The organism is Amycolatopsis sp. cmx-11-32, assembly GCF_047608695.1.
Classification (GTDB): Bacteria; Actinomycetota; Actinomycetes; order Mycobacteriales; family Pseudonocardiaceae; genus Amycolatopsis.
Map to the genome: position 1 here is coordinate 57,191 of NZ_JADNQN010000014.1, position 21,508 is coordinate 78,698.

At 65.9% G+C, this 21,508-nt stretch carries 21 protein-coding genes; 16 read left to right on the forward strand and 5 right to left on the reverse strand.

The window, feature by feature from the left end; genetic code table 11:
* Positions 1-195 precede the first annotated feature (195 nt).
* The 5 genes from ACM6LR_RS32490 to ACM6LR_RS32510 all read left to right on the forward strand — a co-directional run bounded on the left by ACM6LR_RS32490 (position 196) and on the right by ACM6LR_RS32510 (position 5,568).
* A complete protein-coding gene (locus ACM6LR_RS32490; protein ID WP_414945153.1) occupies positions 196-1,104 on the forward strand; it encodes an SAM-dependent methyltransferase in 909 nt (302 codons plus the stop codon).
* Positions 1,105-2,136: 1,032 nt separating this feature from the next.
* Positions 2,137-2,475: a MerR family transcriptional regulator gene (locus tag ACM6LR_RS32495; RefSeq protein ID WP_414937893.1), complete on the forward strand. Its 339-nt coding sequence runs from the start codon at positions 2,137-2,139 to the stop codon at positions 2,473-2,475.
* Positions 2,476-2,752: 277 nt separating this feature from the next.
* A complete protein-coding gene (locus ACM6LR_RS32500; RefSeq protein WP_414945154.1) occupies positions 2,753-4,279 on the forward strand; it encodes an alpha/beta hydrolase in 1,527 nt (508 codons plus the stop codon).
* Positions 4,280-4,922: 643 nt separating this feature from the next.
* Positions 4,923-5,276: a DUF3253 domain-containing protein gene (locus ACM6LR_RS32505; protein WP_414937895.1), complete on the forward strand. Its 354-nt coding sequence runs from the start codon at positions 4,923-4,925 to the stop codon at positions 5,274-5,276.
* A complete protein-coding gene (locus ACM6LR_RS32510; protein ID WP_414937896.1) occupies positions 5,269-5,568 on the forward strand; it encodes a hypothetical protein in 300 nt (99 codons plus the stop codon). The genes ACM6LR_RS32505 and ACM6LR_RS32510 overlap by 8 nt, the downstream gene beginning before the upstream one ends.
* Positions 5,569-6,015: 447 nt before the next feature.
* On the opposite strand, the gene ACM6LR_RS32515 is transcribed toward ACM6LR_RS32510, so the two are convergent.
* From ACM6LR_RS32515 to ACM6LR_RS32525, 3 genes are all read right to left on the reverse strand, one after another.
* On the reverse strand, positions 6,016-6,420 hold the full coding sequence (locus ACM6LR_RS32515; RefSeq protein WP_414937898.1) for a hypothetical protein: 405 nt from the start codon (positions 6,418-6,420) through the stop codon (positions 6,016-6,018).
* A gap of 416 nt (positions 6,421-6,836) precedes the next feature.
* Positions 6,837-7,055 carry a hypothetical protein gene (locus ACM6LR_RS32520; RefSeq protein ID WP_414945155.1) on the reverse strand — a complete coding sequence of 73 codons (219 nt, stop codon included), beginning with the start codon at positions 7,053-7,055 and terminating at the stop codon, positions 6,837-6,839.
* Positions 7,019-7,708 carry a prenyltransferase/squalene oxidase repeat-containing protein gene (locus ACM6LR_RS32525; RefSeq protein WP_414945156.1) on the reverse strand — a complete coding sequence of 230 codons (690 nt, stop codon included), beginning with the start codon at positions 7,706-7,708 and terminating at the stop codon, positions 7,019-7,021. Before ACM6LR_RS32525 ends, ACM6LR_RS32520 begins: the two co-directional genes overlap by 37 nt.
* On the opposite strand from ACM6LR_RS32525, the gene ACM6LR_RS32530 reads away from it, so the two are divergent.
* Positions 7,695-8,012, forward strand: a complete 318-nt coding sequence (locus tag ACM6LR_RS32530) for a hypothetical protein (protein WP_414937901.1) — start codon at positions 7,695-7,697, stop codon at positions 8,010-8,012. The two genes, ACM6LR_RS32525 and ACM6LR_RS32530, sit on opposite strands and share 14 nt — an antisense overlap.
* 63 nt (positions 8,013-8,075) lie before the next feature.
* Positions 8,076-8,675, forward strand: coding sequence for a LysE family translocator (locus ACM6LR_RS32535; protein ID WP_414945157.1), 600 nt, complete (start codon positions 8,076-8,078; stop codon positions 8,673-8,675).
* 382 nt (positions 8,676-9,057) lie between these two features.
* Here ACM6LR_RS32535 and ACM6LR_RS32540 read toward each other — a convergent pair whose 3' ends face one another.
* Both ACM6LR_RS32540 and ACM6LR_RS32545 read right to left on the reverse strand, forming a co-directional pair.
* The gene (locus ACM6LR_RS32540; RefSeq protein WP_414945158.1) at positions 9,058-9,450 is read right to left on the reverse strand and encodes a hypothetical protein; all 393 of its coding nucleotides are present in this window, start codon (positions 9,448-9,450) and stop codon (positions 9,058-9,060) included.
* 167 nt (positions 9,451-9,617) lie between these two features.
* Positions 9,618-10,079, reverse strand: coding sequence for a nuclear transport factor 2 family protein (locus tag ACM6LR_RS32545; protein WP_414937904.1), 462 nt, complete (start codon positions 10,077-10,079; stop codon positions 9,618-9,620).
* 88 nt (positions 10,080-10,167) lie between these two features.
* Here ACM6LR_RS32545 and ACM6LR_RS32550 point away from each other — a divergent pair, with 88 nt between their 5' ends.
* The 9 genes from ACM6LR_RS32550 (at position 10,168) to ACM6LR_RS32590 (ending at position 21,412) form a co-directional block, all read left to right on the forward strand.
* The gene (locus ACM6LR_RS32550) at positions 10,168-10,734 is read left to right on the forward strand and encodes a TetR/AcrR family transcriptional regulator (protein ID WP_414937905.1); all 567 of its coding nucleotides are present in this window, start codon (positions 10,168-10,170) and stop codon (positions 10,732-10,734) included.
* Between the two features lie 378 nt (positions 10,735-11,112).
* Positions 11,113-12,681 carry a discoidin domain-containing protein gene (locus ACM6LR_RS32555; protein ID WP_414937906.1) on the forward strand — a complete coding sequence of 523 codons (1,569 nt, stop codon included), beginning with the start codon at positions 11,113-11,115 and terminating at the stop codon, positions 12,679-12,681.
* A gap of 87 nt (positions 12,682-12,768) precedes the next feature.
* Positions 12,769-14,328, forward strand: a complete 1,560-nt coding sequence (locus ACM6LR_RS32560) for a discoidin domain-containing protein (RefSeq protein WP_414937977.1) — start codon at positions 12,769-12,771, stop codon at positions 14,326-14,328.
* Between the two features lie 16 nt (positions 14,329-14,344).
* Positions 14,345-15,376: a hypothetical protein gene (locus tag ACM6LR_RS32565; RefSeq protein WP_414945159.1), complete on the forward strand. Its 1,032-nt coding sequence runs from the start codon at positions 14,345-14,347 to the stop codon at positions 15,374-15,376.
* 232 nt (positions 15,377-15,608) lie between these two features.
* A complete protein-coding gene (locus ACM6LR_RS32570) occupies positions 15,609-15,821 on the forward strand; it encodes a DUF3072 domain-containing protein (RefSeq protein WP_414937908.1) in 213 nt (70 codons plus the stop codon).
* Positions 15,822-16,028: 207 nt separating this feature from the next.
* The gene (gene ligD, locus ACM6LR_RS32575) at positions 16,029-17,615 is read left to right on the forward strand and encodes a non-homologous end-joining DNA ligase (protein WP_414945160.1); all 1,587 of its coding nucleotides are present in this window, start codon (positions 16,029-16,031) and stop codon (positions 17,613-17,615) included.
* Positions 17,616-17,936: 321 nt separating this feature from the next.
* Entirely contained in the window at positions 17,937-19,940 is a 2,004-nt protein-coding gene (ligD, locus tag ACM6LR_RS32580; RefSeq protein ID WP_414945161.1) for a DNA ligase D, read from the forward strand.
* Between the two features lie 204 nt (positions 19,941-20,144).
* Complete coding sequence (locus ACM6LR_RS32585) at positions 20,145-20,777, forward strand: LuxR C-terminal-related transcriptional regulator (RefSeq protein WP_414945162.1); 633 nt, start codon at positions 20,145-20,147, stop codon at positions 20,775-20,777.
* A gap of 278 nt (positions 20,778-21,055) precedes the next feature.
* Complete coding sequence (locus ACM6LR_RS32590; protein ID WP_414937912.1) at positions 21,056-21,412, forward strand: WGxxGxxG family protein; 357 nt, start codon at positions 21,056-21,058, stop codon at positions 21,410-21,412.
* Positions 21,413-21,508: the final 96 nt, after the last annotated feature.

Here is a 21,508-nt window from a genome sequence, read left to right on the forward strand (position 1 = left end):
TGCGTCGCGGCTACCTCTATCTCGACCGAGTGGCCCATATCCCCGTGAACTGCCACACCAAAGAGAACGGGTCACCCGAATACGCCGCGAAATGACCACGAAACGTCGAGGTCGGACCGGTCCTTCTGACTCTTACGGGTGAATTTCGCGGGTACGCCTGCGTGGGTGCAAGTCCGCCCAAGCGGCAGATGCACGATGCAACCTGCCGTTGATAGCGTCCGGGGGTATCCGGCGCGAAGGGGATCCACCGTGGGCACGCCAACCGAAAGCAACCCCGACCGACCCGACATCCGCATCGTCGACATCGAGAAGCCCAGCGTCGCCCGCGCCTACGATTGGTACCTCGGAGGGTCCTGCAACACGGCCGTCGATCGCGCGTTCGCCGAGCGCGCCGCTCAACTCATCCCAGCCCAGACCATGGCGCTGGACAATCGGAACTTCCTGCGCCGGGTCGTCACTTATCTCATCGATCACGGTGTCCGTCAGTTCATGGACATCGGTTCCGGCATTCCCACTGTCGGCAACGTTCACGAAGTCGCCGCCGCGCTCGCCGACGACGTCCGAGTCGTCTACGTCGACAACGATCCCGTTGCCGTCGCTCAAAGCCGACTGCTTATCGGCGATGACCCCAAGACGACCGTGATCAACGCGGACATCCGTGACCCGGCCGCGATTCTCGACCACTCGGATGTCCGCGCCCTTCTCGACTTCGATCAGCCGATCGGACTTCTGATGATCGCCGTCTGGCACTTCGTCACCGACCAGGACCGGCCGTCCGAACTCGTCGCCACTTATCACGACGCGCTTTCCGCTGGCAGCTACGTCGGCCTTTCGCACCTGTCCGAAGAGCACGCCACCCCTGACCTGCGCGAGCGTATCCGCGAATGCGTCGGCACCTACACCACGAGTGCGAGCCCACTCGTGCCCCGCGATCATGCGGTGCTCGCCGGCTGGCTCCCCGGGCTTGACCTCATCGCGCCAGGCATCGTCCCCGTCAACGGCTGGCACCCCGATCTGCCCGGCCCAGACGGGCCGGAAAACCGGCTCATCATCGGCGGTCTCGCGAGAAAGAACGTCCGGAGATCAGCTCGTGAGCGACCATGATTCGACCCGCCGCGGCGTAGTCGCCGTTGCCACCTGCCCGGACATGCCTGCGATCAACCACCTTCACCATCACCCGTCAGAACCGGTCACCGACGGGGGACGTGACTGGTGTCGGGGCGGCGAGCCGGTCCGGACGGAAAGACGTCCGGATTCCTCTGCGCCGAGTCGGCTGTAGCGGCGTCCGGCGAGGGTGCGCCGGTCAGGCCGAACGGGTCCTGCCGCGCGGTCGGGTCGGTCATCCCGGCTCGCTCTTTCGGGCGATCGTTGACCGTGGTCACCCCGCGTTGACCTGCGGATCTCCGATGGCTGGCTTACCCGATGTCGTGACAGGAGCAAATCTATGATCACTGGGGTAGACATTCAGCCGCAGGTGTGTGTATTGTTCTGCTCATACCGAGAAAGACAACGTCAAGCAGGCGCGGGAGATGACGAACTGCCCGCGAGGTGAGACAAGACGGTCAGGCAGGACGAAGCCGATCTGTGAACAGGTTTCGACTGGTGGCCGGTGCTGTACCGGGATCGAGAAGTGAAGACGTAGTGGCAAGGCCGATCCCGGCGAAGGAAGTGCAGTTCGAACAAGGCAGTTGCGGTAACGCAGTAGGTAGTTGCTAATTGGTCAGTGCAGGACCGGTCAGGTGGCCGGGGCCGATCTCGGACAGGGTCCCGGGCAGTGATCAGCGGTGTGACGCGTGCTGGGACCGATCAGTGAAGGGGTTCCAGCCGGTGACGCCGGCAGTAGTCGCAGTACAGCAAGTGATACACGGCAAGAAGAAATACAGGATAGAAGGGAAAGGGCACATCATTGGATCGCCCGCCGCGGCTGTGCGTTAGTGCCGCGCGGGTACCGCAGTCCCATCGGATTGGAAGGTGGTTCTCGGTTACGACTCAGCGATCTCCACGTCGTCCGCCTCTCGGACGGACGCCGCGGATACAGGAACCCGGCCTCACGGCCGGTTGACAATGGTGAAACCCGAACCCTGGGACCCCGGGTGCCGATCTGGCATCCGGGGTTCCTTGTGATGTGGAGGTGGAATGATTCCTGACCAACGCGAGACCCCCGCTCCTGATCCGGGCGGGGCCGACAAGTTCGATGACGACCATTACCCCGCTTATACGATGGGCCGGGCCGCGGAAATGCTGGGCGCTACCCAGAACTTCCTGCGCAGCCTCGACGAAGCCGGACTGATCGCGCCACAGCGCTCGACAGGCGGACACCGCCGCTACTCCCGCCACCAGCTGCGCCTCGCCGCGCGCGTCCGGGATTTGGTCGACCAAGGCACAGCCGTCGACGCCGCCTGCCGCATCATCTCCCTCGAAGACCAACTCCACGAATCCCAACGCCAGAACACCCGCCTCCACGCCACTGAATAACCGACCGGACCAGGTGCGCCGCCGAGATCCCGCAGCACACCTCATTTCCGGCGGGCTGATGTCCCCAACGCCGCGTTCAGACAGCCACGCGTAACCACCGCCTGCCCGCGGTCCCACCACTCATCCCGCCGCCCTCCGAACGGAGTAGGCAATCACACTGACCGATGGTGGTTGTCCGACCGCAGTCTGATTCGGTGTGCTACCTCAGACGGTTGTCTCCGTCACTCGATCGTGGAAGTTTCCTCCTTTGACCCATGGGGACCTAGGGAGGAAATCCATGCAGCAGATGGTGCGTGTCCTCGGGACCGCGCTCGCGAGTTCTGCGTTGGTACTGAGTGGAAGTTCTGTCGCGACCGCGACTCCGGAAGGGCAGCCGGAGTACGCGGTCGCGCCGATCGAATGGAAGCCGTGCGCGGAGGCGCCGGACGTCGAATGCGGCACCCTCACGCTGCCGATCGACTACACCAAGCCGAACGGGGAGAAGTTCGGCCTGGCCGTGGCTCGTCGTAAGGCCACCGATCCATCGAAGCGGATCGGCGCGATGGTGATCAACCCTGGCGGCCCTGGCGGTTCGGGCGTCGACTTCGCGGTATCGGCCAACCGTTACTTCAGCAAGGAGATTTCGGAGAAGTTCGACGTCGTGGGCTTCGACCCGCGTGGCGTCGCGCGCAGCCGGCCGATCAAGTGTTCGGCCGACCTGATCCGCGAGCAGCCGTCGAGCTACCCGAAGAACGTGGCCGAATACGACCAGCTGGTCGCGTTCAACAAGGAGTTGCGTGAGGACTGCCGCAAGCAGTCCGGTCCGATCTTCGACCACGCGTCGACCGCCGACGTGGCGCACGACATCGACTCGATCCGCCGGGCCCTCGGCGAGAGGAAGATCAACTACTACGGCATCTCGTACGGCACGATCATGGGTCAGCACTACGCGGAGCGGTACGGTAAGAACATCCGCGCCATGATCATCGACTCCAACATGGATCACAGCCTTGGCACGAAGCAGTTCGTCGCGTCGGAAGCGCGTGGTGCGGAGGACTCGTTCCAGGAGTGGATGAAGTGGAACGACCGCACCCCGTCGTCGCCGTTCCACGGCCAGGATTTCCGCAAGATCTGGAAGGACCTGCTGGCGAAGGCGGAGCGAGGTGAGGTGCTCGCGCCGTGGGACCCGAACGTCAAGTTGACGCCGGAGGACCTCGGACAAGGGGTGGTCGGCATGGCCTACGGGCCTGGCTGGCAGTCGTACGCCGAGCAGATCAAGAAGATCGTGGACGGCCTACCGGTGCCGGCGTCGGCGTTCGCGGCGGGGGAGACGGTGCCCAACCCGTTCCCTGGCATCTTCTGCAACGACTACAACCTCCGGATCGGCTCCTATCGCGAGTACAAGTCGCTGGTGAACCTGGAGAACGGCATCGCGCCGAACACCCGCGGCTCGGCGATCGGCCACAGCGCCGTCATGGGGTGTATCGGCTTCCCGAAGGCCACCAACCCGCAGCGGCCACTGAACATCCGCAACGCGCCGAAGATCCTGCTGACCAACGCCAAGCACGACCCGGCGACGGTGTACGAATGGGCGGTCAACGCGCACCGGCAGTCCCGTGACACCACCGTCTTCGTCACCTACGAAGGCTGGGGCCACGGCGTTTACGACCGCAGCGAGTGCACCCGCGCGATCAACGACCAGTACCTCGTGTCGCTGAAGCTGCCACCGAACGGCACCACCTGTGCCGCAGTCGAGCCTGCACCTAAGCCGGAGTCGGCTCAGGCCAAGCCGAAGGTGCCTGTCGGCCCGTTCTTTGTTCGGTAGGACGGTAGTGAAGTCGGCCTGTCCCCTCGGTGTACACGCCGAGGGGACAGGCCGTGCCGGAAGACACTGGCTCGACGGTGAGCGTCTACATGTCCCCAGCGCTCGTGATCAGTCCGGGTAGTCCACGCTCATCCCTCGCAGACCCGTGGTGTCCTGGGGGCAGTTCACCTTCGATTCCTCGTTCTTGTTGGCCCATGCGCCGAAATACCACCGGTAGGTGGGTTGGGTGTAAGTGCGGCACTCCGCCGCGGCTCGGTGTGCGCGTTGGGTGCACTTCGACGAAACCGCCCAGGAGCCCGTACTCCGCCACACCCTGCAGTCAGGTGGGATGGCCTGGGCCGACGCGGATGCGGCTGGTGCCGTCGTTACCAGCAGCCCCGCGGCGATCGTCATCACCGCCGCCGCGGCTGCTCTTGTCCCGGCTCCTGCGCGCCCTGTTGGTCGACTGGTCCTCATCAAGTCCTCCCTCACGGTAGCGAGTCCGGCCGATCCGAACTCGCCATCGGATTCACGCACTCACCGACGAGGTCGTTGCCGCTCGACAAGCCTCGTCACCCGGATGGAGTCGCGATACTCGGGTCAGTCACGGCGGGAGGTGGCCACGCGTGCGGCAAGGTGGTCGGATCGGTGCGATCCTGGCGGTATGACCGATCGGCCAGGGCCACGACGAGAGCTGGAGCGGATCCGGGAGAGTGCCGGACCGGGCGCGGAGCATTCCCGGACCGCGTTGAGTGCCGGGCCGCTTCGAGAACGGCTGCGGGCCGCGATCCTCGCCTTGGCTTTCAGTCGAGGTACAGGCAGCAGCACCTGTCCTTCCGACGCGGCCAGGGCACTGGCGGATGACTGGCGCCCGCTGCTGCCGGGGGCTCGGGAACTGGCACGGGAACTCGCGCGGGCCGGTGATGTGCGCCTGACCCAGCGTGGCCGGTCGCTCGATCCGGATGGCGAGTGGGAGGGGCCGATCAGGATCCGGCTGACGGGGCACGCGAATGGCTGAGCCGGATCGCACGCCCGACGGGCACTTCGTGGTGATCGACGGCCGGCGCTGGCGAGCCACCGATCCGGAGATCCCGGACGAAGCGGCGGCTCGGTTGCGCAGTCTGCTGATGCGGGCTCGGCGAGACGTTGGCGCGGCCCGCCGTGCTCAGGACTCCGAAGCGGAACAAGACGCCCGGGCGCGGGTGCACACCGCCAAGGTCGCCTTGGGTGAGCGAGGTACTCCATGGTGGGACCAGGATTCCGCGGAGCGGCGGCAACGGTGGCAGCGCGGGCTGGACGACTTGAGCTGAATTCGCTTACCGGCGCGCCTTGGATCGATCGGGTTTCGATGCTCGGGCCCGGGTCACCGGCTGACCCGGATCACGTGTCCTGCCGGCTCTGACCTGGCTCATCGCGGAGCAGCGAGTTCCGCGGTGAGCAACAATCGGCGTCACCGGTAGTGCAAGTCGTACCCGATCAGGATGAACCGGCATTCGTATTCGTTCCACAGGCCGATGGCTTTACCGTTTTCCCGGCGTCGGCGCACTGTACCTTTTTCGGGTAGTAGTCGTAGAACGTCCAGTCCGCGACTGCGGGGGTCGATACCGGCTGCGTGTTCGTAGCCGCGGCCGGATTCGGCATCGCTCCGGCGGTGGCCCAGATGCCGAGTATCGAGAGTGCCGCGAAACCGGCGGCGACCGCCGATCGTGTCATGATGGCATGACCGTTCCTTTCCTGTCTCCGGACGTTGTTGTCAGCTACTTGTTTCTGCAGTAGCTGTACAGAAAGGTGCCACCGGGGGAGGGGTTGTCCTGAGTGATCCAGATGCAGCCGGTGTACACCGGTTTCCAGAGGCCGCCCCAGTTGGTGTTCGCGTGTAACCAGTGCCACTGGCCGTTGGCGGCGACGAGGCTGTAGCCGCTGCCGCCCGCGATCTGTGCTCCGGCGGAGTCGTAGAACGCGGTGACGGCCCAGACGTGCCGGTTATGGCCGCAGTAGGCATGGAAGCCCCCTGTGGAGCCCCAGTTGTCGAAGGTGAACTGCACGTTCGCGACGTGGCAGTCCGCCAGTGCCGTCGCGCGGGTCTGGGCGGCGTCGGCCGGTGTCGTCCCGACGGCAAGACAGCCCGCGAGCAGGGCGATCGCTGTCAATAGCTTGCGCATGGTTTGCTCGACTCCTTTGTTGTTCTTCGGTTTTCGCTGTATGTGGAGCGTCGCACTTCGCGCCGGTGAGGGCGTGGGCGGTTGTTCCGGCACAAGGGCAGTGGTTCCTGCCCTTCTGGTCGCCTGTGCGTCGCCACGCGGCACTGGCGGCGGAGCTGACTTCGGCCTAGAACTGTCCAAATCGTCGCCCCGTGACCAGGGCAGCCGCTGCCGAAGACGCTCGCAGGCGGGGTTGGGAAGCGGCCAGAACCGCCCGCGCCGGAAGCGGTGCTTGACCGGGATGGTTCAAGACTCGCCCGTCTGGGCGGGGTAACCGGCATCGCCGAAGCCGAGGGCGTCGGCGGTGTGGTCGAAACCCGCCTCACGCGGCTCTGCGCCGCCGCCGCGACCGAGTTCCCAAGCCCGTCAAAGGCCGTTCATGTGCATGGCGTGTTCCGGGTACCGCATGCCCTTCGTCGTGCCACACCGAGACAGTCGGCCAGCACCCCACCGCCGGTCGGTGTGAGCGGTGTCCACGCGGTGCCCTCCGGCCTGCCGATCCGGTCGAGGAAGACGGTCAGCCGCGGGAATTCCACCGGAATACGCTGACGGTCAGCGGTCACCACCGCTTCGTAGGTGCTGAGCAGATCCGGCATACGCGAACCCTCGTTGGCGAATCCGCCACTGGCCACCCGGTGCCGCTCGAGCAGGCAGGCGAGTTCGCCGGGCACGGGCTCGCCCAGTTGTTCCCGGACCCGTAACGCTGCAGCCCGGTGCGGAGCGTGGGAGGCGCCCCCGGCACGTGCCGATAGCTCTGCTCGTCACGGCAGCCCAGTACGAATTCCGCGAGCCGCGCGGGATCCAGTACTTCGGAGACCGGAATCCCGAGCAGCCGTAAGGTCTCCACCGCCGCCGCGGTGGAGACCAGATCCGATCCCCGGCCTTCCCAGTAGCCGAAACCGCCGCCCGGGTTCTGCAGATCTTTCAGCCAGTTCGCGATCTCGCGAGGCGCGGCGGGGTCGACGTCCGCCGCGCCGGCGGCGAGAGCCCACAGGGTGCACCGCACTTCGCTGCCACGGGCGGGCATGTACATGATTCCGCCCTCGTTCGGCAGACGGCACCCTGGCAGCCAGGTACGCCACTGGCCTTGCCGCGGGTCGTCGGCCGCCGACAGCAACGCGGTGGCCGCGGTGCTCAGCGCGTCCCCGGCTCGGTCGGGTTCGCGATAGGTGAAGCCACCGGAGGGGCAGGTCATCGCGCGCAGCCTGCGCAGCACCGGACCGGCATGCGGGCCGGTGTCCGCGCCCATCGCCCGCAACGAGCCGATCGCGCAGAACAAGGCCCAGACGTCGGTCTACACGACTCGTTGGCAGACCACGGGTACGGCGAAACCGAACGCGGACTGGCGGGAGGATTTTCGTCCGTTCTATGTGGACGACGAAGTCATGTCCCGCCGGCCGAAGGCGGTGTTCATGCACGACTTGCCGGCGCACCGCGGCGACGAGGTCAAGGGGTCGGTGCTCGACGGGGACCGATCGATCGCCTGGGAACAGGCGCGCATGAAATACGGCAGCGCGGTCGGCATCTTGGAGTGGGTTTACCGCGAATCATAGAATCAGGCCTGCGGACAGTTCGCGGGTGAACAATGTGGGGGAGTTCGTTTGACTATACTTACTATGCTTTCATTCACGGCCGCGGCCGTCGTCATCGTACCGGGGCCGGACCAAGCACTGCTGCTTCAGACGAGTGCCGCCTCCGGGCGCCCCGCGGCGGTGCGCACCGCCGGTGGAGTCGTGCTCGGCATCGCACTGTGGGGTATCGCGTCGATGGTGGGGCTGTCGGCTCTGTTGGTCAACGACAGCGTGGCCTTTCGGGTCGTTTCCGTGGTCGGCGCCGCGTATCTGATCTGGCTCGGGATCATGGCGTTGCGTTCCGCGATATCTGCGGCGTCTGCCGCACCGAAGCACGACGATCGCGGGCGCACGGGTTTCTTCCTGCGCGGACTGCTCGTGAATTGCCTGAACCCGAAGGCTGGTCTGTTCTATCTGGCGATTCTTCCGCAGTTCCTCCCGGCCTCGGCCACGTCGAGCGTGGGTGACGAATTGATGCTTTTCGCCATCTACGTCACGGTGAGCGCCCTGTGGTTGTTCGGGTTCGCGTTCGCGGCCGGAAGTCTCCATCCGATCCTGAATCGACCGCGGGTCAGAAGGTCGTTGGATTCGGTGGTGGGAGTGATCTTGCTGGGTCTCGGAGTCATGGCATTGGTGGGGGTGTGATGGTGAACAGTCAACCGGACAGATCGGCGTGGCGGCAGGAGAAGCTCGTCGAGATCGGTTCCGCGGTAGGGCGAGCCGTCGACGCGGTCGAACGAGCCCGTGGCGTGCTGCGAGTGCCCGGTGATCCGCTCATGGCCGCGGTGGACAGCGCTCTCACGTGTGCCGTTTCCCTGATCGAGCTCCGGGAGCGCGGAACGGAATGTGACATCGACACGTTGCACAGTGCTCTAGGTGCGGCTCGGGCCTTGGTCGGTGAAGTGACCTTCGCCGTTCGTGACAGCTACCCGGATCGGCCCACCGGCGGAGTGAGGGCGGTGTGTTCGCCGCCGAGCACCTCGTCAGCGAGTTCTCAACCGGACGGATCACTGAGAACTTCGCTGCGTTAGCTCGGTGGTTGCTGAGTCGGTGGGTGGCTCAGGAAACCCGGCTGCGCGGCCGTCGGATAGTCGGCGGGTCCAGGGTGCGGCGCGAAGCCGGGTCGCCGAGGTGGACGGCCGGCCTTGACGACCGCGATCGCGACCAGGAGCCAGGAGAGCACCGCGGCAGCGTCGAGCGGGATGCCGACTCCCATGAAGATCCAGCGGATCTCGTCGAAGGAGAGGTCGTTGGACGTGCTCCAGGACGGCACGTTCAACAACACGAACTGCCAGACGATGCCTGCCGCCGTCGTGACGATCATGACCACGAAAGCGCCCACCATCAGGCCGGAGACTCCCTTGGAGCGTCCCTTGATCGAGAAGATCAGGCCAAGCAGGCCCACCACGAGCAACAACACTCGTGGGATGGTCTCGATGGTCGTGAACGCAAGGGGTGACATGCCTGCCCTTTCACAGTTTCCGCCGGAGATCGAGACCCCGGACTACGCGCGGTCGATCCTAGGCGGTGACAACGTCCCGCGTGGTGTGTTCAGCGAGGAATCCGCGTCGACTCAGCCGACTTGAGCTAGCGGAGCGGGAAGTCGGTTCCGTGTTCCTCCCGCGGGCGCGGGCCGTGGATGCGCCGCTCGGTCTCGGGGATGGCGACGTCGTTGATGCTCGCCTCACGGCGGCTCATGAGACCGTGCTCGTCGAACTCCCACAGTTCGTTGCCGTAGCTGCGCCACCACTGTCCGTCCTGGTCGCGCCATTCGTACTGGAACCGGACGGCGATCCGGTTCTCGGTGAACGCCCAGAGGTTCTTGCGCAGCGCGTAATCGAGTTCCCGCTCCCACTTCCCGGTCAGGAACGTGACGATCTCCTCCCGCCCTTGGGCGAACGTGTCCCGGTTCCGCCAGACCGAGTCCGGCGTGTACGCCGACGCCACTCGGCGGGGATCGCCGGTGTTCCAGGCATCCTCGGCCGCTTGGACTTTCCGCAGCGCCGTCTCGCGGGTGAACGGCGGGTAGGGCGGGCGATCTTCGGACATCGTCGACCTCCTCATGTGGAGAACGTGCGTTCTCCATGTCTGGCGCCTACGATAGGGAACGATCGTTCTCAACGTCAAGGAGGTTTCGATGCCGGCCGCCGTCACCGACGAGCAGAACAGCTTGGACCGCGACGCCCTACTCGACGCCGCTGAGAATCTCTTCTACGAGAACGGCATTCAGGCAGTCGGCATGGACCAGGTCCGCGCGACGTCCGGCCTCTCACTGAAGCGGATCTACCGGTTCTTCGAAGCCAAGGAAGACCTCGTGGTGGCGATGCTCAAACGTCGTGACCAGCGCTGGAGGGGCGGCCTGGCCGCACACGTGGAACAAGTCGTGGATCCCCGTGAGCGGGTGCTCTCGATCTTCGACTGGCTTGCCGAATGGTTCGCCGAACCCGGTTTCCGCGGTTGCGCCTGGATCAACGCCCATGGTGAATTCGGCCCCTCGTCCGAGGCGGTACTGGCCGAAGTGCGAGCACACAAACAGGCGTTCCATGACCAGATCGAGACCTGGGTGCGGGCCGCCGGGCGGGCGGCGACCGAACCGGTCTACCTGCTCGCCGAGGGAGCCATCGTGACGGCGGGCATCACCGGCGACCCGGCGCCGGCGCATCAGGCACGCGAGGCTGTCGCGGCATTGCTCGGGATTTCGTGAGCACCAACCGTCGCCGTACCGACGCGGCGGGGCGCCCGGCGAGTCGACCTCGGGACACGTCCGGAGCCATCGGCGGGACGGCGGCGCCAACGCTCTCCGCACGTTCGGCGATCCCTGGGGCCGCCGGTGACGCTCCGCGGCGTCGTGCATGACGACGTCGCACAACGCCGATCCAGCATCACCACGGCTCGCTCGTACTCTTGACCGCGGCGATCCTGCCATCAAATGATGCCGGACACGGCGCGATCACCCGTTGACTGGGAGTTTGGCAACCTTCTACACTCCTATCGTTAGGAAACTTACTTAACTAAGCGACTCCGGCCGATCCGACGCCGCCACCGCCGGTACTCGCCGACTCCGCAACGTCGAGGAGTTCGCATGAAACGGAGAACACCCCTGGCCGGTGTCGCGGTGGCGACCCTGGCGCTGCTGGGGCAGACACTGATCTCTTCGGGTACCGCCGCGCAGGCGGAATCCCTGCTGTCCGCCGGTAAACCGACCACGACCTCGTCGGTCGAGGGCCCCGGCTTCGAGGGCGGCAAGGCCGTCGACGGCGCCTCCACGACCAGGTGGGCGAGCGAGGAGGGGGTCGATCCGCAGTGGATCGCCGTGGACCTCGGCGGTGCCGCGACCATCACCAAGGTCAAACTGACCTGGGAAGCCGCCTACGCCAAGACCTACAAGATCCAGGGCTCGGCCGACGGCAGGACCTGGACCGACATCAAGTCGGTCACCGGTGGTGACGGCGCCGTCGACGAACATTCGGGCCTCGAAACTTCGGCGCGCCACCTCCGCGTGCACGGTACGGCCCGCGGCACGACCTACGGCTACTCGTTGTGGGCGCTGGAAATCTACGGTGACCGCGTCGGCGGCGGCGACACGCAGGCACCGACGGTGCCCACGGGCCTCGCCGCGACAGCCACCACCGCGGACAGCGTCACCCTCGGCTGGACCGCGTCGACCGACAATGTCAGGGTCACCGAGTACGAGGTGCTCCGCGACGGGAATGTCGTCGGAACCACGGGGACGACCACTTACGCCGACAGCGGGCTGGCGTCCGGAGCGGAGTTCGGCTACTCCGTGCGAGCACGGGACGCGGCGGGCAACGTCTCCGCGGCGAGTCCGGTGATCAGGGCCGCGACCAAACCCGGCGGCACCGGCCCCGTCACCATCGCACTGGCGGGTGACATCGCCAACCCCGAACTCTTCTCTACGCACCAGGGGACGGCGAACCAGGTCGCCAGGATCAACCCGCGGTACGTGCTGACCGTTGGCGACAACCAGTACCACAAGGGCACCATCTCCGAGTACCGCGCCCACTACGACAAGACGTGGGGCAAGTTCAAGAGCACCACCAAGCCCACGGCGGGCAACCACGAGTGGGACGACCAGCTCAGGGGGTACAAGGAGTACTTCGGCGCGATCGCGTACCCGCAGGGCTTGCCGTACTACAGCTACGACATCGGTGACTTCCACTTCGTCGCGATGGACTCGAATCCGATCTACACCGGCGGTGGTTCCGAACAGGTGGCCTGGCTGCGCGACGACTTGGCAAAGAACATGAAGTCCTGCGTCATCGGGTACTGGCACCACCCGCGCTTCAACTCGGGGAATTCCGGCGACAAGAAGCAGATGGCGCCTCTGTGGAACGAGCTGGCCAGGGCGAAGGCGGACGTGGTGTTCACCGGGCACGACCATCATTACGAGCGGACAAAACCGCTGGACATCAACGGGCATGTCGACGAGGCCAACGGCGTTCGGTCGGTGATCGCCGGCATCGGCGGCGACTACCTCTACACCGACTACAAGGCGCGCGAAGGGGTCGAGAAGATCCTCGCCAAGCACGGCGTGATGAAGCTGGTGCTGAACGGAAAGTCGTACTCCTGGGAGATCTACGACACCGCCGGGAAGGTGCTCGACAAGGCGGGTCCGTACACCTGCCGCTGACGGCCGTGGTCCGGCGCCGTACGCGGCGCCGGACCCGGTCTGTAGTCCACGACCACGTAGGCCCATCCAGGAGTACAGGTGAATCGAATGGTGAAGCCGGGCACCGCCGCGATCGCGGCGATCGTCCTGCTCGCTCAGCCCGTGACCGCTTCCAGCGCCGCGACCGGGCAGGTGGAATCACTGCTGTCGGTCAACAAACGCACCACCACTTCCACGGTCGAGAACGAGAGTTTCGGCGGTGCGCTCGCCGTCGACGGTGATTCGACGACTCGCTGGGCGAGCCTGGAGGGCGATCCACAGTGGATCGCGATCGACCTCGGGGGTCCCGCGGACCTCAGCCGGATCAAGGTCTTCTGGGAATCGGCACACGCGAAGGACTACCAGGTCCAGGCGTCCGACGACGGTCAGAACTGGCGAGAGGTCAAGACCGTCGTGGGCAGCGACGGCGGCCTCGACGAGTTCACCGGCCTGAACACCTCCGCGCGACACGTCCGGATCTTCGGCACGGTACGGGCGACCGTTTACGGGTACTCGCTGTGGGAACTGGAGGTCTACGGCGTCCGGACCGGCGATGGCGACATCCAGCCGCCGTCGATGCCCACCGGGCTCCGGCAGAAGTCGTCCACCACCGAGAGCATCACGCTCGGCTGGAACCCGGCGAACGACAATGTCGGGGTCGTCGAATACGAGGTGCTGCGCAACGGCAACGTCATCGGCCGGTCGGCGACGACCTCCTACACCGACACGTCGCTGGCGTCGGGCTTCGACTTCCAGTACGCGGTGCGGGCGCGGGACGCGGCGGGGAACCTGTCCGGGGCGACCTTGCCGGTGAAGGCATCCACCCGGCCGGCGGCGTCCGATGGCATCGTCATCGCCCTCGCCGGTGACATCGCGAAAGCGGAGCTGCCGTCGGAGCACCAGCGGACGGCGGAGCTGGTGAGCAGGATCAAACCCCGGTACGTGCTGACGGTCGGCGACAATCAATACGTCGACGGCACCATCGAGGAGTTCCGGTCCTATTACGACAAGAGCTGGGGCAAGTTCAAGAAGATCACCAAGCCCACGCCGGGCAACCACGAGTGGAACAACGATCTGGCGGGATACCGGCAGTACTTCGGGAAGATCGCGACTCCCAAGGGAAAACCGTACTACAGCTTCGACGTCGGCGCCTTCCATTTCGTCGCACTCGATTCGGACCCGGTGTACAACGGGGGCGGCGCCGAACAGGTGGCGTGGTTGCGCAAGGACCTCGCGAAGACCAAGAAGTCCTGTGTCGTCGGATATTGGCACCATCCGCGGTTCAATTCCGGGAATGCCGGAGACGCGAAGAGTATCGCGCCGTTGTGGAACGAGCTGGCCAAAGCCAAGGCGGACGTCGTCTTCGCCGGGCACGATCATCATTACGAGCGCACGAAGCCGCTGGACGTCAACGGGCATGTCGACGAGGCCAATGGCGTGCGGTCGGTCATCGCCGGGATCGGCGGCGACAGCCTTTACCTCGATTACAAGTCCCGTGAAGGTGTCGAGAAGATCTTGGGCAAGCACGGGGTGCTGAAGCTGGTACTCAAGGGGAAGACCTATTCCTGGGAGATCATCGGCACCAACGGGGAGTTGCTCGACAAAGCAGGCCCGTACGGCTGCCGTTGACGGGGAAAGGAGACGGGTGAAGCTTCCGGTGAAGTCCGTCGTGGCGGTGGCGGGTGTCGCCGCACTGGCCGCCGCCTCGGTGGTGTACGTGGTGCAGGCCAAGGCGAACAGCCCCGAGCGGCAGACGGCCGACGCGGCGGTCGCGGTGGATTCCTCGCGACCCGTCTCGCTGGGAGAGCCGGGGAGGCTGCTGTTCCGCAACGGTGCGCCGGGGCCGGGATACGGCAACGTCGCCTCGGTCCCCGTCTCCGAACCAGGGGGTCCGCGACGAATCAGTTCACTCGGTTGTGAGCGGTTCTACACCGCGGTGGACGGCGGGCTGTGCCTGGCGAAGGAACCCACGCCGATGCCCGGCGCGGTCGCCCGGTTCGTCGACGCCGCGCTCGGCGAGGTCAAGCGGGTCGACGTCCCCGGAATCCCCAACCGCGCCAAGCTCTCGCCCGGTGGCCGGATGGGCAGCTGGACCACCTTCGTCACCGGTGACTCCTACTCGAAGCCCGGCACGTTCTCGACTCGGACGGCCATCATGGACCGCGAGCGGAACGAGCTGTCGAGCAACATCGAGGGCATCCCGCTGCGGATCGGGGACGCGTCCCACCGCGGCGAGGACGTCAACTACTGGGGTGTCACCTTCGCCGCCGACGAGCGGACGTTCTTCGCCACGGTCGCCACCGGCGGGCGGACGTTTCTGGTGCGGGGTGACAACGAGGCATGGAAGGCGAGCACACTGCGGGAGAACGCGGAATGCCCGTCGCTGTCGCCGGACGGCACGAAACTCGCGTTCAAGAAGCGCGTGGCGGACGGCGACGTCCGGCCCTGGCGGGAGCACGTGCTGGAGCTGGCCACGATGCGGGAGATCCCGCTCGCGGAGACGCGCAGTGTGGACGACCAGGTGGTCTGGCTCGACAAGGACACGATCGCCTACAGCCTGCCGCGTGAGAACGGTAAGGAAAGCGACATCTGGTCCGTGCCCGCCGACGGCACCGGAGCGGCGCGCCTGCTGGTCCCTCTGGCGTCGTCGCCGTCGGTCACCGCAGCCCCCCGGTAGCCCGTCGGCCCGGTATCGCCCGAGCTGGGCAAGCCCAGACAAGGATCGCGGTGACGGACATCGACGAATTGCCGCCGTACCGTGCGGTGCTGATCCTGGACACCAGGATCACAAACCGGTGGTGGACTCCCGCTCCGGAAGCGGCAAGACGCCTGACATTCCCGCAGGTGTGTTTTCCCGCTCGGCTGGGTAGTACTCGCACGACCTTGTCTTCTCACCCGAAGGACATCAGATGAGCGACAGCGCGCAGCCGAGTGACACACCGAGTCCGGAGAAGCCCCGTGAGGAGTGGGCGACCGGTGACGAACCGATGACCGGGCCTCAGCGTTCGTATCTGAGCACCCTCGCCCAGGAGGCGGGTACGACGGTCCCGGACACACTGAGCAAAGCCGAAGCGTCAGAGCTGATCGACCAGCTCCAGAACCAAACCGGACGCGGTCAATAGCGAAGCCGGGCGATTCACTCTTCTCCATACGGCGCGGAGGCGCCGGCGTCGCAGCGGTGACCGTGACCGGGCTTTGGAGCCCAGCCGACGGGCACGGCTCCCGTCTCGCCTCGTCGGACGAGATCCGTGGTTCGGCCACCGACGAGTCTGCTCGGCCCGAGCCCGGTCGCTGGTGAATTCGGGTGCCGGATGGGGTATCCCCTGGCCATGACGGAGGTTCCGGCCCGCAAGCTGCGGCGATACCAGGAGATGCGTGATTTCGCGCGTACCGCGGAACCCGCGGGTGGTGCTGGACAAGGGCGTGGCGGCCGCCGGTTCGTGGTCCAGCGGCACCGGGCACGTCGGCTGCACTACGACTTCCGGCTGGAACTCGATGGTGTCCTGGTGAGCTGGGCGGTGCCGCGGGGGCCGACACTGGACCCGAAAGCGCGACGCCTGGCCGTGCATGTCGAAGACCACCCTGTCGAGTACGCGGATTTCGAGGGCGTGATCCCGCGCGGCGAGTATGGCGGCGGAGACGTCATCGTGTGGGATCGGGGCGTTTGGTGTCCCGTCGACGCCGATCCAGCGGCCGCGATCGAGGACGGAACCCTCCATTTCGACCTCGAGGGCGAGAAGCTGGCCGGCCGGTTCGTCCTGGTGCGATCCCGTCGCGGCGGTGACAAGGAGCAGTGGTTCCTCCTCCACAAGCAGGACGATCATGCACACCCAGGCTGGAACGCCGAAGACCATCCGCGTTCGGTCAAGAGCGGCCGCACCAACGACGAGGTCGCCGCCGCACCCGAGGCGCTGTGGCACGGAGACCGGCAGGCCCCGGAGGCGGACAGCCAGGTCGGCGGGGCTTTCCCGGCGGCCACGGCGGGCGAGCTGGCGGCTCTCGACGATCTCGGTGCCGGCGGCAGGTGGTCGGTCGCGGGACGGGACCTCAAGCTGACGAATCTCGACAAAGCGCTCTTTCCCGCGGCTGACGGCGCCAATCCGATCACGAAGCGTGACCTGATCCGGTACTACGTTTCCGTCGGCCCGGTCATGCTGCCGTATTTGTCGGACCGCCCGCTCAACACCCACCGCTTCCCGCAAGGAGTCACGGAACCTGGCTTCTGGCAGAAGGTGGTTCCCGCTCACGCTCCCGAGTGGTTGCACACCTGGCGTAATGAACGTGCCAAGCGAGGGGAGACCCGGCGCTACGTTCTGGCCGACAGCGTCGCGTCGCTCGCCTGGCTGGCGAACTATGGCGCGCTTGAGCTCCATGCCTGGACCTCGCGGGCCACCGACGTCGACCACCCGACGTGGGTCCTGTTCGACATCGACCCGGGTCCGGCGACGTCCTTCGAGGAAGTGCTGGAGCTCGCTCGGCTGCACCGCACCGCGCTCGACCATCTCGGCGTCACCGGCAGGCCCAAGGTGACCGGACAGCGCGGGATCCAGATCTGGGTGCCGATCGCACCACACCTGACTTTCGCGCAGACACGCGAATGGGCGGAGACCGTGTCCAAGACGATCGGGCGGGTCTTGCCCGACCTGGTCAGCTGGGCGTGGGCGAAGGACGAACGCGAAGGCCGCGCCCGGCTGGACTTCACTCAGAACGCGCTCAACAAGACCCTCGTGGCGCCGTACAGCGTGCGTCCGCGAGTGGGCGCACCGGTGTCGATACCGCTCGACTGGGACGAGTTGGACGACCCCACACTCGCGCCGGACCGATGGATGATCCGGGATGTACGGGCCCGCCTGACCGAGCGCGGCGACCCCTTCAAGGCGCTGATCGGCGTGGAACAGGAGCTGCCGAAGCTTTAGCCCACCCCGTCCAGGTGTCGTCGTTTGCCGCCCCGCCCTCGGGGTGGGGTCCTCTTTCTGCGGAATCTGCCAAAGCGCGAGAGAGCCATCGTCACGGTGCGGTTCCTCGAAGGCTCGACGCGATCGCAGATCGCTTCTCGCGAGGACCCTTCAGAAGCTGCGTGAGCAGCTCGCCACCTGAGTCCGTCCTCACCCGGTTTTGGTTCTCACGAGTGATTGACCGGCTACGACCTGCGCGTACCCGGCGCCACTAGGCCGTTCGGGTTACCGTTTCCGCGGGCGGCCGGACCGCTCGACGCGGCTCGGCGACGGGAGCTGGTGATGGCGCGGACAGCGGACGACAGTGGTCGGTCGAGGGTTCCGCCGTGGGTGGAGCCGATGCTGGCCAAGCCGGATGGTGGCCGGCTGCGTGAAGGCCCTGAATGGGCTTACGAGTACAAGCTCGATGGCTACCGGGCGTGCCTGCGGATCGCACCGGCCGGCACTGGGGTCTTGACCAGTCGCAACGGTATCGATTTCACCGCCGAGTTCGCCGAACTCGCCGGTGTGCTCGCCGAGACTCTCGACGGGCGGCCCGCGGTACTGGACGGCGAGATCGTCGTCTACAACGAAGCCGGGCAGATCGACTTCGGGGCCTTGCAGGAACGCCGTGGCCGCTACCAGACCCACAACGTGAGCCGCCCTGGTGAACCTTTCGAGGACGTCCCAGTACGGTTCCTCGCCTTCGACCTGTTGCAGCTGGGTTCGAGGAAGCTCTCGCGCGAACCGTACGAAGAGAGACGGGAGCGGCTCACGCAGCTGCCGATGCCCGATCCGTACCGCCTGTCGGTGGTCCGCCGGTTCACCTTCACCGAGCTCGACGCGGACCGCCGTACTCCGGAACACTTGCTTGAGCACGTTGTCGCCAGCGGGCACGAAGGCCTCGTCGCCAAACACCGTACTTCGGTCTACAGTCCCGGACGTCGCAGCGACGCTTGGCTCAAGCACCCGCTGACCCAGACCACCGAGGTCATCGTGTGCGGCTACCGGCCGGGGCAGGGCCGGATCGCGGGCCGGATGGGCAGTCTCCTGCTCGGTGCGCACGACCCCGGCACCGGTGATCTCGTTTACCTCGGTGATGTCGGGACGGGATTCAGCGAAGCGGAACGCTCTCGTCTGCGAACGCGTCTCGACGCCTTGGCACGACGCGGTCATCCCTTCGCCGTCACCCCGCCACGAGAGGACTCCGCACGGGCGCGCTGGGTGGAACCGGAGCTGGTGGGTGAGGTCGAGTTCCGGCAGTTCACGCGCGGCGCCGGTCGTCTCCGCCACACCGCTTGGCGGGGACTTCGGGAAGACAAGAAACCGAGTGACGTGCTCGTCCCGGGGCCACGTCGTGTCGTGCCGAAAACGGAGGATCCGCCTTCGTCCAGGATTTCCCTGGGAACGAAAGTCACCGTACAGGCGGGAAAACGTCAGCTCACCTTGTCCAACTTGAACAAGCCGCTCTACCCGGACGGCTTCACCAAGGGTGAGGTCATCAACTACTACTCTCGCGTCGCCCCGTTCCTCCTGCCCCATCTGGCCGCACGACCGGTCACCTTCATCCGCTTCCCCGACGGTGTCGGCGGCGAGCAATTCTTCGAGAAGAACGTCCCCCGCGGCGCCCCGGCCTGGCTGTCCACGGTGCGGCTGTCCCGCTCGCGTGGTTCGGATGAAGCGATCACCTATGCCCTGCTCGACGAGCTCGGCGCCCTGGTATGGGCGGCGAACATGGCGGCATTGGAACTCCATGTTCCACAATGGACTGTCGACGGGGGTGGTGCTCGCCGCCCGCCGGACAGGCTGGTGTTCGATCTCGACCCCGGCCCCGGCACGTCGATCGTGGACTGTTGCCGGATCGCCGAGCGCCTGTACGACGTCCTGACCGGGGACGGCCTGGAGCCGTTGGCGAAGACTTCCGGGTCCAAGGGAATGCAGCTCTGCTGTGGCATCACCACCGAAGACTCCGCCGCGCCTTCCGCCTACGCCAAGAAGCTCGCGCAGCGACTGGCCGGGGAAACCCCTGACAAGGTGACCGCGTCGATGGCCAAGGCCCAGCGAATCGGGCGGGTGTTCATCGACTGGTCGCAGAACAACCCCGCGAAGACCACGGTCGCCCCGTACTCCCTGCGTGGCCGTGAACACCCCACCGTCTCCGCTCCGATCGCCTGGGACGAAGTTCGAGCCTGCCACCGGCCGGCGCAACTGACCTTCACCGCCGATGACGTCCTCGGCCGGGTCGATACCCTTGGAGACCTTTTCTCCGCCCTCGACGCCACTCGAGTCGACCTGCCGCGGCTATGACGTCCGCGGGGCGGCTGGTCGACAAACAGCCGAACGAGGCCATCGGTCTTTCTTCCACCAGCAGCGCTTTCACTCAACAGGATTAGCAGAGAACGCGGCCGAGCCAAGAATCCGATTCGAAGATCAACAGACATTGATGTCGTACCATGGTTCAATGGATGTGTAGCCTGTGATCGAATACCGGATCTCGAATCGAAGTGCCGGATGTCCGGTAGCCATCTCTTCAATCTTTTGGAGGACGTGGTGGTGGATGTCCTGATTCTGGAAACCCGGCGTGAGCCCCGTCAGCGTATGGCTCGCCTGCTTGCCGGCGCACCCGGAGTGCGGTGCGTCGGTCCGTCCGCGAGCAGTGCGGAGTTGTTGGCTCATTTTCATGCCTCGCCGGCGAATGTGGTCTTTCTGAGCACCCGTCTTCAGTCGGATTTGCTGTTGGAGACGGTCAGAGCGCTGATGACATCGCGAGCCGACGCGGAAATCTTGGTGTTCGGGCCACCGGAGTCGGCGGAACTCGCCGCGAATGCGATCCAAGAGGGAGCACAGGGGTTCTTGTCCTGCGAACCCGGTTCCGTGGGTGGTCTGGCCTTGGGCGGCTCATCGAACTCTCTGCTGGTGCCCGTTCCGCGAGCCGCGGAGGGGCAGGACATCAGCTTGTCCGGGCGTGAGCTGGAAGTCCTGCGGGGGATGAGCAGTGGAAAGACGAACGGTGAAATCGGCGGTGATCTGCATCTGTCGGAGGATACGATCAAAACGCATGCTCAACGGTTGTTCCGGAAACTGTCAGCCAATGACCGCGCTCATGCGGTCGTTCAGGGCTTGCGCCGTAACCTCATCGACTGATAGATCGGAGATCCGGCCACCCGAGCTTGTCCGCAAGCTTTCTGGATCGATGTCCCTCTACGCGGTGACTCGGATGCGGTGGTCGTCGATGCGGTGCACGGTGACGACGCCGACGTGAGTGGGTCCGTTGTCCGAAGTCCACGCGACTCCTCCGTTCTACGCCCTCGATGACGCGGGATGATGACACGTTCCAGTGACGGCAGGTGTGAGTTCTCTCGACGCGGGTATGCCCCAATCGAGCGATCTTCTGCCTACCCGAAAGTGAAAGAAGGTTTGAAATGAAGCGGGGTTTACGGATATCGACCTGTGCGTGCGCTGCGTCAGTGGCCCTCCTGCTGAGCGGAGGGGGTACGGTATCGGCGGTGGCCGCGCCATCGCCCGTAACGCCGATTTCGCAACAGGTCGATGACGACCGGGATGGGAACGGGAGTTCCCGCGACGATCGGGTGGACGGCGATGGGAACAACGGCCTTTGGGGACTGCTCGGCCTGGTCGGGTTGCTCGGTCTTGCCGGGTTGGCCCGTCGTGGCCCGAAAGCCGGTGCGATGACGGGGTATCCGGGCGCGGGCTCCGACGCCCCGCCGGTCAACACGTACCCGCCTGCCGAGCCGCGGCGCCATCCGCCCGGTGTGTGACCATCGTTTTTCCGGAGCGATCTGAACGTCGATGTCCCGTAACTCGATCCGGTATAAAATGTCCGGAGGCTCGGGAAATCGTCGTCCGTGGGTATC